Source organism: Hydrocoleum sp. CS-953 (assembly GCF_002260545.1).
Lineage (GTDB): Bacteria > Cyanobacteriota > Cyanobacteriia > Cyanobacteriales > Microcoleaceae > Trichodesmium.
Genome location: NZ_LGSU01001433.1, coordinates 1 through 13,184 on the forward strand (window position 1 = coordinate 1; position 13,184 = coordinate 13,184).

Here is a 13,184-nt window from a genome sequence, read left to right on the forward strand (position 1 = left end):
CGTTTGGTGCTGAAATCCCATGCTGCAAGGATGCTAGCTGTAAGACAAGTCTCTCAGCTTAATTCTGGGAAGAAAACTTGTGGGGTCGAAAAACAAATCCGAAAAATTTATATCTGTATTCAATCATGCAAGTAGGAAGTAGTAAAATTAGTTTTTTAAGGCCAACCGCCTCTAAACCAGAATTACCTTTATTTATTTTTCTACCTGCTATGGACGGTACAGGTAAATTGTTGAGAGCGCAACTTTCTAGATTATCAACTGCTTTTGATATTCGTTGTCTCAGTATCCCACAAAATGATTTATCGAGTTGGGATTGGTTATTGGAGAGAACAATCAACTTGATTAAAATTGAACAGGAATTAGCACCCAAAAGACCTGTTTATTTATGTGGAGAATCCTTTGGAGGATGTTTAGCACTAAAAGTTGCCTTCCATAATCCTGAATTATTAGACAAACTAATTTTAGTTAATTCAGCTACTTCATTTAGTCAAGAACCTATAGTAAAATATGGCTCATATCTTACTCAATATCTACCAACCTATTTATATCAATTATCTATAACGGCAACTTTACCCTTTTTAGGAGCTTTAGGGAGGATAGAACGAGAGGAGCGTCAAGCACTACTCAAAGCTATGCAGTCAATTTCTCAGCAGACTGCCATCTGGCGATTTGAGTTAATGCGTTCATTCCAACTAAACAAAAATCAACTAAAAAGTTTAAAAAAGCCTGTATTAGTTATTGCTAGTGCCGCGGATAGAATTTTTCCTTCAATATCACAAGCTAAGTTTTTAGTCAAGTATTTGCCTGAAGCTCAAATGGTTATTCTCCCTAATAGTGGCCACGCCTGCTTGTTAGAAGCAGACGTAGACCTTTACGAAATTATTCAAGGCCGATGGGGCAGTAAATTTAATGTAGCAGAAACACAGAGAGTATCTGCTACATTAAATACTTAGTTTAAACTAAGCCACTTTTGAGCGTTCAAGCGTTGAATCACACCAGACACCAATAAGTTCAGAGTAATTTTACGTTCATCAATTAAAAAAGGTTCTAAGGTAGCAGGTTTAGCTCCATTATCAGCACAAGAGAAAGCTCTAGGGCCTTTAATATCCTTTTTGGGAAAATAGACATTGAACTGACGCTGGCCTTTTTTAAACTTACCCACCACTTGCCAACATTCTTCAGATGAACCAAAGCCAATCATAGGTAGTTTTTGCTTAACTAGATTTAGATCGAGATCCTCAATACCTTCTTTGGTTAAAGCTTGCTGTAAAGCTGGCAAATAATCTTGCTGCATAAACTCAGCAAACGGTTTAGTTTCAACTGCTGGGGGCTTTTCTGGTTTTACCTTGCCTCCAGCAGGTTTAGTTTCAGTTTTTTTAGCTTCTTGTTCTTCTGCCATAAATGCTTCCTTAGTTAAATTTCTGCATAAGCTCGTTCTACTAAACGACGAGCCAGGGTTTGAACTCCTGTATGTTCATAATAATTGGTACTCATATCTAGGAATGCAGCCAAATAGTCCAATTTATCATCGCTAAATTCTACGAAACTTTGCAAGCTATTGGCCACATTTTCTGGTGTAATGCCCCGATCGCTGACAAAATCTCCCATCCAACCAGAAACAGAGCCGAAAGCTTCCCCAATAAAGCCCAACTTACTATCTTTATCATCTCCTGGAATAGCTTCTTCAATTCCCCGGAAGCCTTCGTTTTCTTCTAAGTCTGAGGTAGAAAGTCCTTCTATCCATTCAGCAGCTGCACCTAGAAAATCTGGCCCTAAAGGAATTAAACCATCAAAACAAACTAAAGCTGCTAACCGCATCAAAGATTCTCCACNTTCAATTCCCCGGAAGCCTTCGTTTTCTTCTAAGTCTGAGGTAGAAAGTCCTTCTATCCATTCAGCAGCTGCACCTAGAAAATCTGGCCCTAAAGGAATTAAACCATCAAAACAAACTAAAGCTGCTAACCGCATCAAAGATTCTCCACTATAATCTCCTAAAGCGCCGACAAAATCACCAATACTATCTCCTGGAATGCCATTTATGGAACAGAAACCTAATAATTCTGCAACTACTTTTAGAGATAGATCGATAGTTTGGGCTTTTCCTGGTTTAGGAGTAAGGCTAGTTAACAAACCTCCCACCAGAGGTATTTTATCTCCAACCATATTAGCTAGGGAAGCTGCACCTAAAGCACGACCTGCTCCACTCACAGTTTGATATAGCCACAAAGCACGTTGATATCCTTGAGCTTTGTCATTGAAGAGAATTACAGCTCGATCGCCTATTTGCTGAATTAGGTCTTCGTCGTCTTCCCCTGTTACAGTGCGGATAGTATTTTCAAATCCTACCAAGTTATCCCACTCTCCAGGAACAACAAAGTCTAGGGCGCGTAAAGCTTTAATTGTAATATTGTCAGTGGGTAGTTCATCTACTAATTCAAAGATTGGTTTATTCATTTAAGGCTCCTTAATTTCAGTTATTAGTTATCAGTTATCAGTACCTCTGGCTGAAGTTGGAGGCAAGACAATCTGAAATTTCCTTTTTTATCCCCATTACTGGGGAGGTATGAGATGGTATTTCTTGGTTAAAAATTAAAACTTGGCGTTGGTAAATCAAGAGATGAAATTTTAAGAGTAATCTGTTTCTAATACCTCTAAATATTTAACCAGAGTCAGCGATCGGTATTACCCCAAGTAGAAAATTATCCCACCAATTACCAATACCTAAAAGTTAGTTAATAGAGTAAGAGGCTTTTTTGAGTATTGGGGCAGGATTTTTTTGATTAAACATCTCCAACAATAAAAAATTAAATCAATTATCGTAGAGAAATTATCAATTATTTCCCCCTCCATACCTATTCCCTATTCCCTAGTTAAAAGTGAATAGAGGAAGACGCTTTTTTTTCAGTATTGGGGCAGGATTTTTTTGATTAGACATCTCCAACAATAAAAAATTAAATCAATTATCGTAGAGAAATTATCAATTATTTACCAATGGATAATTAATCAATTTGGTATAAAGCCTTCTATTTCAAGAGAAAAAGCGGTCGTTTGCGGAGCATTCCGAAGGATGGGATGGCGAGGAAACCTCGCCATATCCAATCGACCAAGAGAAAGAAATTGTGATTTTGTGATCTTCAATTCCTTTAGGGTTTTTATGGAGGTAATTATCCATTATTCATTATCCATTATCCATTAATGAACCCTATTCCCTTCTATTTGAGACTAGATAGACCTCTGAGATTGAATTTTTGTAGCCATGCTTCGCGATCGCTGGCTGTAAATGAGGGGTCTTTTGATTGAGCTTTTACCTGAAAACGATTATCTACTAATACAGCAGTAGTAGTTTTACCTTGTTCTACTGCTGGATATCCTCCGATTTTTTTGCTGCTATTTTGGAATTTGTTGGCAGCAGTAGGGGAAGCAGAAATATCATTAATAGACATAACTGCTACTTCTTTACCATCTTTTTTGAGACTTGCTTGAGCAAAGCCTTTTTTCTCTTGAGCATAGTTTAATTTATAGTCCCCACTGGAGGATGGGAAATATTTGTTTAGACTGCCACCTGTTACTTGTTTAGCTTCGGAGGGACGTTCTGTTTTACTTTGTTGTTGGGCTTGATCGAAACGACTGGGTTGTTTAGCTCCACCACAAGCAGAAGTTAATAGTAATAGGGTAATTAATATTGGGGCTAATATTTTTGGTAATCGATGACCGAATCTCATTAGACATCTCTCCTATAAATTTATACTTGAGGTTGTTGTTATAATTTTCCCTTAAAATTGCACAATTTGTGTATATTTAATTTTTTCTGATGGCCTAGGAAACTCTATCAAGCAAACCGAGTTGTAGAAATAGGAAATTTTCACATTTATGTTTAAATCATATCCCCTATTATCGGGAAGCTTTCTGTCTGCTTATAGTTCATAAAAATATAGTCAAATATGACATATTCTTATTTTGCCAGTTTTACCTTGACGCTCGTGTTAGCATAGCTCCGACCCAGGATGTACTACAACACCACGCCAGTTGCTTTAAGTCGGGAGACCCGCCCAACGCACTGGCTCCTCTATCCCATGGTCAAAGACATTTGGGATGGCTTTTCTCATAATATTCAAAGAACCATTAACGTAACTCATTAATCAATCTTCTACCACCTGTGGGATTTGCATTCCCCGTTTCACCCTTTTTGCACTAAAAGTTGACTGATTTTTCTCACCGTTTAAGTACACAGGAATTGCATCATTATCCATAAAACTTGCAATTGAAGTATAAGATTCTTCGGTTAAAATTACCTGAATTCCTACCATTTTGGCTTTATAAGATAACATTTCTATTGACTTAGTATAGGGAATTTGAACAAAATTTTGATTGTTCTTTTTTCCTAAATTAATTAATCTCCTGTTTCCACTCCTGATTTTGGCCCATTATCAGAATTCCTATTTTCTGAGTGATGAGGCTATTAATAATCAAACGAAATGTTTTATGCAGATAATCATTGATTTTAAATTCTCTTTTATTCGCTAGTTTTCTTAGTCTCTGACTTGATTGATTTTCTCTTAGCAGACCTTGAAGACTGGTTCTAACCTTGTTATAGTATTGATTGATAGATTTTAACGGTCTGCCATTTATCACTCTTGGGTTTGATTCCTGCTTGATTAAAGGTTTCGGCTGTCGCCGACATGAAAATGTAGCTAAATTGTTTAATCCAATATCAATACTGGCATAACGATTTTCCTCTAGCTCGTATTGTTGTTCCCATTTATCATAAATCACCTCAATTACATAATGGTTCAGTCTAGGGACAAGACGAACTTGTTTAAGAGCGTGAAGTAGGTACTAATGTTTTTAGATAAATCCCAGTTTGAGAAGGATTAATAATTCCTTGTTTTAGTTGCCTCTTGCTGATGGCTTGTGTCGTATAAATTACAATATTTCTTCGGTGTTATTTTATTTTTATATCCACCGAAGACGAGGAGGAGCATTAAACTTTGATAGGTGTTGTTTATAAACTTCGTTTGCGGCTAAAAAGCTTTTTGGTTTTTCTCTCTAAAATCATCAATATTTGTTGAGATACTCGATTCTGGCATTGCTTTATAGTCTACTTGAGTAGAAAGTGTTTTTTGCAGGTCATAATAGGAAAGATAAATCTTTTCAAATATAAAAGACTGACGAACTAAATAATTAGCATGAGTTTAAGAGATTTTTATACAAGAAACAAAGTCGGTCAATTTCAGGATAAAACCGATGATTTTTTTGAATAATATGTCTCTCAACTCATTTCATAAATCAAGGAGTTAAAATTACTAAAGGCTGGGAACATTTATGAGTTTTTATTATTATTTATTCTTGACTTGCCAGCCAATTTCATTATACCCTTAAACATAAGGTCGAGAGTTATTAAATTTTGTCAAATACTTAGTAGCTATGCATGTACCAATAAACGAAGAGATTTGACATTATTTGACTATATATGACTATATTTATGTACAATGTTTATTATACCATTTATCAGGCATTAATGGTGCTTTGTAACAACTACTTTATACTTGGAAATTTTGCCTAAACTTCCTAACAGCTAAAACCTACCACATAACATATCCTTTTCAGGATATATAGCAAATTTTTGAGATTTGGTATTACCTGTTGATAATCTGCTTTTGTAGATAAGAAAATTCTCATTCCTGAGTCTTAGTTTGATGAAGCACCATGATTTCATAAAACATCCGCTTTATAGCAAACTCAAATTTATAGAAAATTCAAAAAATATCTTTATTTTTGACCATAAAAATAAAATAAGGTATCAAGCCTCGCCTTTTAAGAGGATGAAAAAGAAAATTCCGGTTTTCAAGTCTCCCTATTGCAGGAGGTACTAATAATTGATAACTGAAATGACACTCCCTGGACTGAAGTCAAGGCGATTCTTGAGCGGAATAAATTTGATATAAATTTAGTTCCGTCAAATTTTACCCTTAATAGCATAGTCAAAAATCATTCTAGTTCCCTCATTCCAAGAGATTTTTTATCTGCAATAAAAATCTGGTTGCTATATACCAAAACTCATTAATACATTAGTAAAAATTCAGCTATTAGCTGTCAGCCAGCCTCCCGTGCAAGAACGGCGTTAATAGCAATAATACCATGCCACTAAAGACCGTGTTTAAATTAATATGGACTTTAAGGTAAAGCGAGCTAGCTTTTGTAGTAAGATTTAATTCTGGCTCAATTAATAAGTAAGCATTCAGCTATTAGCACTCAGCTTTTCCTAGGTCATGCTACGCAAACAGCTTTTTAAAATGCTAGGAGTTAATAAATTATAAGCTGTTGTGTATCTAGATTTTATATTCCCTATTGCCTTTGACAAAAATTGAATATATTGTCATTCATATTATAGCGCTTTTCATGATTCATAGAATATAGATATTTTGGCTTAAAGGTAGAAGGCATAAGGCAGAAATAATGCAAGTCAACATGAGTGAAAACCCCTATAAAAACCTTAGCTGATAGCTGACGGCTGACGGCTGAATGCTTACATTAATAAAGCTTTTATCGCGCACCAAAAATAATAGCTGATAGCTGACGGCTGACCACTGACCGCTGAATGCTTACATAGATTAAATCAATAAATTATGACAAATAAAATATCTCAAGCTGATAAAAGAAGAGAAGTTATTACAACTTTAGAATCTGCTTATCCAATATCAACTGAAAAAGCAACTTTAGCAATTTTAGGTAGAGGTGCGTGGGGTTCAGCTTTAGCAAAATTAGCAACTCATAATCAACATGAAATATATTTATGGTCTCGTAGCTTAAATGTCAGTTTAGAACAGGTACTAAAGGATGTTGATATAATAGTTTCGGCAATTTCTATGAAAGGAGTTAATGAAATTGCTGAGAAAATTAAAAAGATTGGTTTACCAAAAAAAGTAATTATTATTACTGCTACAAAAGGATTAGATCCAGAAACAACTCGTACTCCTTCTCAGATTTGGGAAGCGAATTTTCCTCATAATCCTGTGGTAGTTTTATCAGGTCCTAATTTATCAAAAGAAATTGATGATAAATTACCAGCAGCAACGGTAGTTGCTAGTAAAAATAAGGGAGCAGCAACGACGGTACAAAATATTTTTGCTTCTGGTTTATTTCGGGTTTATAGTAGTTCCGATCCGATAGGTACTGAGTTAGGTGGAACTTTAAAAAATGTCATTGCTATTGCTAGTGGAGTTTGTGATGGTTTGGAACTTGGTACTAATGCTAAATCAGCTTTATTAACTCGTGCTTTAACAGAAATTATTCGTATTGGTACTCATTTAGGTGGAAAAACTGAAACTTTTTTTGGGTTATCTGGTTTAGGAGATATGTTGGCAACTTGTAGTAGTTCTTTGAGTAGAAATTATCGGGTTGGTTATGGTTTAGCACAGGGAAAAAGTTTGGAGGAAATTTTAGAGGAATTACCTGGTACTGCTGAGGGTGTTAATACTACAAATGTTTTGATTGATATTGCTAATAGGGAGGAAATTACTCTGCCTATTTCTAGTCAAGTTTTTCTATTGTTGAATGGTAAGATTACTCCAGAAGAAGCCGTGGAAGCTTTAATGGGAAGAGATTTAAAACCAGAATTTTAATATCAAATCCAGCAGAGTAATTTTTTTTCCCTGGTCTACCCAAAATGCTAACTTTTTGAGCATTNGAAGCTTTAATGGGAAGAGATTTAAAACCAGAATTTTAATATCAAATCCAGCAGAGTAATTTTTTTTCCCTGGTCTACCCAAAATGCTAACTTTTTGAGCATTTTTAGACGTTATACCTGAATTTTTTTTTCGACCTAAAAGGCTAAAAGCTTTATTTATAAATGCTTTGAGATTTATTCAGCAAACCATAATTAGGAGTTGCTGATGAATTGATAAAAAGTAGAGTTTTCAAATTTCTCTCCTTCTCTAACTCTTTTGCCTTATTTTATATAGATATAGATATAACGCCATGTGCAACTTTTCCTAACTTACTAAATTTAGCGACTTCTAAAAAGAACCTTTTCAACCTTATGGGTATAAGCCGTGGTATTTTCGTAGAAAGTTGCACATCGCATAGATATAGATATTGATATAGATTCTCCCTAAAACTTTACCACTAAAAGGCCAAAACTATTGCGCATTAGTAATTTGTTTTTATTTTTTATTTTTTGATTAAATAAATATTTCTGATAAAAATAGAAAAAATTTCNCATAGATATAGATATTGATATAGATTCTCCCTAAAACTTTACCACTAAAAGGCCAAAACTATTGCGCATTAGTAATTTGTTTTTATTTTTTATTTTTTGATTAAATAAATATTTCTGATAAAAATAGAAAAAATTTCTGAAATTCTAATCCTCTGGTCTGGAAAAAGTTAGTTTTTTTCCTTAATGATGAAATTTTTTCACAAAATATGTAAAGTTCAAACATAGCAAAGTTTACCCCAAGAAGAAAAATAAATAGGGCAGTCACAATAAAACAAAAAAATTAGTGGTTATAGTTAGGCAACGGCAATATTGCTCAGGTTATGCTCGGTGGCTATGTAGCTACCGTTAGGCTCGGCCAACGCTTCAACCAATTCAGCAGTTGGTTCGGACGCTTCCCAATCGGGAAAGATTTTACGGATAATTTTAACGTGAGGCTCGACCTCAATCCACAGCCTGGCTCCCCCAGCCTGACTACGATTGGGCTTGTGAGGTCGGTAGACGATTTTGCAAGGTCCTACTATTTCAACTTCGTGGCATCTATCATTACGATCGCCTTGCTTAACAGAAATAGCTGGATCGCTCGTTCCGTGGTCTCGGTTAGCATCAATTATTCTTCGTACAATATGAATAAAGGTATTGCCTGTACGCTGTCCTTTGTTCCAAGTTCCCTGTGGACCTCTAAGACCAGTGGTTATTTCTGGCATTCCCCGACTATTTAGAGGAATCCTCCAAAATCTGCCTTCTTTTTCTGCTCCAAGAACGCGACCTTGTTTTAAAAGTAGTCTGAGTCTCGCAGTAGAAATATTTAAGAGAAATGCTGCTTCTGTTGTTCCAATTGACATGGGCCTAAACTATTTCGGAATGGTTTTTGAGTATAACAGATAAAAGAATAGTATAACCTACATTCCGTACGACAAAATGTAGTATTGAAAAAGGACTCAGGACTCAGGAGTCAGGAGTCAGAATTCAGGAGAAAATCATAGTTGTAACTTAATGACTAAACAATCAAGTAAGTATTTATGCTTAATTTCTACTAAAAATTTGACTGCTGAGAAAGGTCAATGACGATGATTGACATAGTATAAATACTTAGCGAGATCGGGATTTTTATACTACTTTTAATGTTACAAATTGACGTGCGGAAGGTGGGGTATAAAAAAACTATAGTATTATGGGCCTGGGAGTAACAATCTGCCTAAGTGGGAGGCAAAAATGGCTACAGCAGGAAATGATAGTTGATTTTAAACTATCTATAGCAATCCGCGCTTATGTTGCGGGTAATTAAAAAGTCAATAAAAAAGTTGAAACTCCAACCAGTTAAGTGTTCCCTAAAAGCAGTAAGATTTTTGCCACGAATATGCGGAGGATTGCTATATTTAGTTGAGAAAAAACTTATTCAAAAATATCAAATGAATGATTTAGTCAGCTCCTAATTGTCCGACGGCAAAAATTTGGATATTACCAAGCATTACCAATAATAGTAAAAGCTGCCCAATAATAGGGATGAGATAAATTTTCATCTGTATATTCTGCTAATTCTTGTGGCAATTTGACTCGACTATTAGAACCATATAACTCACCTTTTTTTAAACTTACTTTCCCTTTTAACATTGCTATTTGGGCTTGTCGAAGCGCTTCTGCTTTAAGTAAAATTTTCTGAAAATTTTGATAAAACTCATTCATTAAAGCTAAAGTTCCTACATCACTAACATACCAAAGACTTGCTAGAGCAGATTTAACTCCAGCTTGGACGGTTAAACCAGCAAAACCTAATTCCGCTTGTTGATCTCCCACGGCAGTTTTACAAGCACTTAGAACTAATAGCTCTACTTTTGGTTGATGCCATTTCAAGTTTCTTATATCATCTAGTTCCAGTTTTTCTTTCTGCCAAAATTGAATATAAGAATTACTTGGTTGACCTGACCTAAACTCAGCATGAGTAGCTAAATGAATAATTCCAAACTTCTGTTTTTGTCGTTGCTCTTGTAAATTTTNATCTCCCACGGCAGTTTTACAAGCACTTAGAACTAATAGCTCTACTTTTGGTTGATGCCATTTCAAGTTTCTTATATCATCTAGTTCCAGTTTTTCTTTCTGCCAAAATTGAATATAAGAATTACTTGGTTGACCTGACCTAAACTCAGCATGAGTAGCTAAATGAATAATTCCAAACTTCTGTTTTTGTCGTTGCTCTTGTAAATTTTCAACTGTAAAGTCTTGGTTAATAAATGCCTCTCCTTGCCACAATTTTTGTGTGATTTCTTTTAACTCTGTTGGTACAGCAGGTAGAGATTGATGGTCAATAAATTCTGATGCTCCCATTGCTAATACTTGCATATTTTTTCTGGGATTATATTCAGTTTCAATCATATTAAAAGCCGGAATAAGGGCAACACTATATTTTTCTATGAGAAATTTTTTTCCATCATGTAATGCGGATAATGGTAAACTGCGTAAACCAGGTCCTAAGCAAAAAATAATAGTATCTACTTTTTGCTTTTCTAATTCTGACTTAATGGGATTGACTATCCACCGATAAAGTTTTTGAGCTGGTTTTAGATATGATTCTGTGTGACGCATTCTTGGATCTATGATTTCTCCAGCTAACATTTTTACTGTATTTAATACAGTTTTTCGCTCGGCATCAGTAATACTGTATATAACTGGTATTTGATTGGCAGTGATTAACACTAATTGTATTTGTTTTTTGCGAGGCCATACCCAGACAACGGCAGGGTTTTTATCAGTTTGAAATTGCCANGTATTTAATACAGTTTTTCGCTCGGCATCAGTAATACTGTATATAACTGGTATTTGATTGGCAGTGATTAACACTAATTGTATTTGTTTTTTGCGAGGCCATACCCAGACAACGGCAGGGTTTTTATCAGTTTGAAATTGCCATAGATAAAGTTGTTTAGCGATAGTTTCAGCAGTCAAGGTAAAACTTGAGAGATTTGCACCAAAGTAATTTTCATAAGCTTTTTCCCAAGTTTGCTCAATTCTATTGACAATTTCTTGGACAGCCTGAGTTTCTAATAATTTATCCCACTCAGATTCTTGAATAGCAAATGCTGGTTTTTTTGGTAGGAAAATATTTAAGCTAATGGTGCTTAAGAAAACTAATATAAATAGGAAGGATAAAATTAGATTTTTCTTCCATCTATTGTTAAACATAATTTAACTTCCTAGTTTTTTTGCCAACTCTATCAATTATGATTCAATCTAAAATTTATACATAGCTTAAGTATAGTAATTTTACTTTTGGTGTCAAGAGTTGGCTTTTGTATTTTCCTGATCTTGAGGATTTAGAATTCAAAAAAATAAAGAAATTAAAAAGCAAAGCTTAAATAAGTTAAACTTCAGTCTGTTTCAATAATTGATAATTGATAATTGATAATTACAAGAAGGTTAAAACCGTTACGGAATTGAAGATGAGGAAATATTATTTCTTCTCTTGGTCGATTGGATATGGCTAGGTTTCCCGCTCTTGTAGAGCCGCTGCCTCTTGCAGAGGAGCTGCCTCTTGCAGAGGAACTGCGCTAACGCTAACGCTTTTCATGTCGGCTCAAGCGCCGAAACAGCATCCCATCCTGACGGACTGCGAGCAATTCATGTCGCGTTTGCGTTAGCATTCCGTAGGAAAGCGTTTTCCTGACGGAATGCTCCGCAAACATGTCGGCTCAAGCGCCGAAAAAGACCGCTTTTTTCTCCTATCCAAGGGGAGGCTTCAAGGCGCGAATTATTTAATTATTAATAATTAAGAATTCGGTAAATTATGTAACTAATAAAATTCTCATTCCTTAGCTTTACTTCAAGTATAATTAATTTGCCTCATTGACACAGAAATCAGATGAGATAAAATTGATATTCTTACTAATATCTAGACAATAGTCTATACTATGAAAAATCAGAGCTTTGATGTATAATTAATCTAAAATTTAAAACAAACCTGACCAAAAAATAAGGTCTCAAGCCTCCCCTTGGATGGGGATGAAAAAATAAACTTTAGTATTCAAGCCTCCTATAAAATAGGAGGTAATGATAACTGATAACTGATAACTGATAATTGATAACTAAAATGACATCTCTAGAAAATAATACTCCTCCAGAAGATTCAAATAACAATAATTTAGCACCTATAAGTTTAAAAGAGCCACAGATTCAGTCCGATGGAGTAGACAATATTCCTTCGCAAGACTTAGGCGATCGCCAAAATTCAGAAGAAAATGATTATCTCGACCAAGTTCCTGATGAAGTTGAGATGTCTATTTTTGACCATCTCGAAGAGTTACGAATGCGGATATTTTATTCTTTAATAGCAGTAGTAGTAGCTATTATTAGTTGCTTTATTGTTGTTAAACCCATTGTCAAATTTCTAGAAATTCCTGCCCAGGGAGTAAAATTTCTCCAACTCGCTCCAGGAGAATACTTTTTTGTCACTATTAAAGTAGCTGCATATAGTGGTCTTCTTTTAGCAAGTCCCTTTATACTTTATCAAATAGTTAAGTTTGTCCTACCTGGTTTAACTATTAGAGAAAGAAGATTTCTCGGACCAATTTTTTTAGGTTCTACAGTTTTATTTGGATTGGGATTAGTATTTGCTTATTTTGCAATTGTACCAGCAGCTTTGAAATTTTTTATTGGTTATGGTTCGGAAGTAGTAGACCAAGCTTGGTCAATTGAAAGATACTTTGAATTTGTCTTGTTATTAATGTTTAGTACGGCATTAGCATTTCAAATTCCTATTCTACAATTCTTGTTAGGTATTGTGGGAATAGTTACTTCTCAACAAATGCTTTCTGGTTGGAGATATGTATTATTAGGAGCTGCAGTTTTAGGAGCGGTTTTAACTCCTTCAACTGACCCTTTGACTCAAAGTTTATTGGGTGGAGCAGTAGTTACTCTTTATCTTGGAGGTAGTTTGGTTGTTAAGTTGATAGGGAAATAAAAAATACTGCCTTGA

General features: G+C 34.9%; 10 protein-coding genes and 3 pseudogenes. 4 read left to right on the forward strand and 9 right to left on the reverse strand.

The features are described 5' to 3' along the window. Positions 1–6: 6 nt before the first annotated feature. Positions 7–135, forward strand: a complete 129-nt coding sequence (locus AFK68_RS29700; RefSeq protein WP_256386681.1) for a reverse transcriptase N-terminal domain-containing protein — start codon at positions 7–9, stop codon at positions 133–135. Further along, positions 126–953 carry an alpha/beta fold hydrolase gene (locus AFK68_RS29705; RefSeq protein WP_094677479.1) on the forward strand — a complete coding sequence of 276 codons (828 nt, stop codon included), beginning with the start codon at positions 126–128 and terminating at the stop codon, positions 951–953. The genes AFK68_RS29700 and AFK68_RS29705 overlap by 10 nt, the downstream gene beginning before the upstream one ends. Here the strand turns inward: AFK68_RS29705 and AFK68_RS29710 are convergent. From AFK68_RS29710 to AFK68_RS40170, 6 genes and pseudogenes are all read right to left on the reverse strand, one after another. Continuing rightward, a complete protein-coding gene (locus AFK68_RS29710) occupies positions 950–1,399 on the reverse strand; it encodes a DUF2996 domain-containing protein (RefSeq protein WP_094677481.1) in 450 nt (149 codons plus the stop codon). The two genes, AFK68_RS29705 and AFK68_RS29710, sit on opposite strands and share 4 nt — an antisense overlap. A gap of 14 nt (positions 1,400–1,413) precedes the next feature. Further along, positions 1,414–1,832: pseudogene (locus tag AFK68_RS46950) on the reverse strand (hypothetical protein); the annotation flags it as partial. A gap of 1 nt (position 1,833) precedes the next feature. Continuing rightward, positions 1,834–2,454, reverse strand: a pseudogene (locus tag AFK68_RS42830) (hypothetical protein); the annotation flags it as partial. 758 nt (positions 2,455–3,212) lie between these two features. Beyond that, positions 3,213–3,722: a hypothetical protein gene (locus AFK68_RS29720; protein ID WP_094677483.1), complete on the reverse strand. Its 510-nt coding sequence runs from the start codon at positions 3,720–3,722 to the stop codon at positions 3,213–3,215. A gap of 417 nt (positions 3,723–4,139) precedes the next feature. Continuing rightward, positions 4,140–4,415 carry an IS200/IS605 family accessory protein TnpB-related protein gene (locus AFK68_RS40165; protein WP_210407688.1) on the reverse strand — a complete coding sequence of 92 codons (276 nt, stop codon included), beginning with the start codon at positions 4,413–4,415 and terminating at the stop codon, positions 4,140–4,142. After that, on the reverse strand, positions 4,387–4,773 hold the full coding sequence (locus AFK68_RS40170; protein ID WP_210407684.1) for a transposase: 387 nt from the start codon (positions 4,771–4,773) through the stop codon (positions 4,387–4,389). Before AFK68_RS40170 ends, AFK68_RS40165 begins: the two co-directional genes overlap by 29 nt. A 1,853-nt stretch (positions 4,774–6,626) precedes the next feature. On the opposite strand from AFK68_RS40170, the gene AFK68_RS29730 reads away from it, so the two are divergent. Further along, a complete protein-coding gene (locus tag AFK68_RS29730; RefSeq protein WP_246844542.1) occupies positions 6,627–7,622 on the forward strand; it encodes an NAD(P)H-dependent glycerol-3-phosphate dehydrogenase in 996 nt (331 codons plus the stop codon). An 889-nt stretch (positions 7,623–8,511) separates the two neighbouring features. Here the strand turns inward: AFK68_RS29730 and AFK68_RS29735 are convergent. The 3 genes and pseudogenes from AFK68_RS29735 to AFK68_RS46960 all read right to left on the reverse strand — a co-directional run. Continuing rightward, positions 8,512–9,060, reverse strand: a complete 549-nt coding sequence (locus AFK68_RS29735; protein WP_210407685.1) for a DNA-binding protein — start codon at positions 9,058–9,060, stop codon at positions 8,512–8,514. A gap of 616 nt (positions 9,061–9,676) precedes the next feature. Then, positions 9,677–10,012, reverse strand: coding sequence for a CHAT domain-containing protein (locus AFK68_RS46955; protein WP_371357615.1), 336 nt, complete (start codon positions 10,010–10,012; stop codon positions 9,677–9,679). 201 nt (positions 10,013–10,213) lie between these two features. Beyond that, a pseudogene (locus tag AFK68_RS46960) lies at positions 10,214–10,828 on the reverse strand (CHAT domain-containing protein); the annotation flags it as partial. A gap of 1,471 nt (positions 10,829–12,299) precedes the next feature. On the opposite strand from AFK68_RS46960, the gene tatC reads away from it, so the two are divergent. Continuing rightward, a complete protein-coding gene (gene tatC, locus AFK68_RS29745; RefSeq protein WP_094677487.1) occupies positions 12,300–13,169 on the forward strand; it encodes a twin-arginine translocase subunit TatC in 870 nt (289 codons plus the stop codon). Positions 13,170–13,184 lie beyond the last annotated feature (15 nt).

Bases quoted from the DNA above. Each gene is read 5' to 3' on its own strand.
- AFK68_RS29705 (WP_094677479.1), top strand. From the start codon at position 126: ATGCAAGTAGGAAGTAGTAAAATTAGTTTTTTAAGGCCAACCGCCTCT.
- AFK68_RS29710 (WP_094677481.1), bottom strand. From the start codon at position 1,399: ATGGCAGAAGAACAAGAAGCTAAAAAAACTGAAACTAAACCTGCTGGA.
- AFK68_RS29720 (WP_094677483.1), bottom strand. From the start codon at position 3,722: ATGAGATTCGGTCATCGATTACCAAAAATATTAGCCCCAATATTAATT.
- AFK68_RS29730 (WP_246844542.1), top strand. From the start codon at position 6,627: ATGACAAATAAAATATCTCAAGCTGATAAAAGAAGAGAAGTTATTACA.
- AFK68_RS29735 (WP_210407685.1), bottom strand. From the start codon at position 9,060: ATGTCAATTGGAACAACAGAAGCAGCATTTCTCTTAAATATTTCTACT.
- tatC (WP_094677487.1), top strand. From the start codon at position 12,300: ATGACATCTCTAGAAAATAATACTCCTCCAGAAGATTCAAATAACAAT.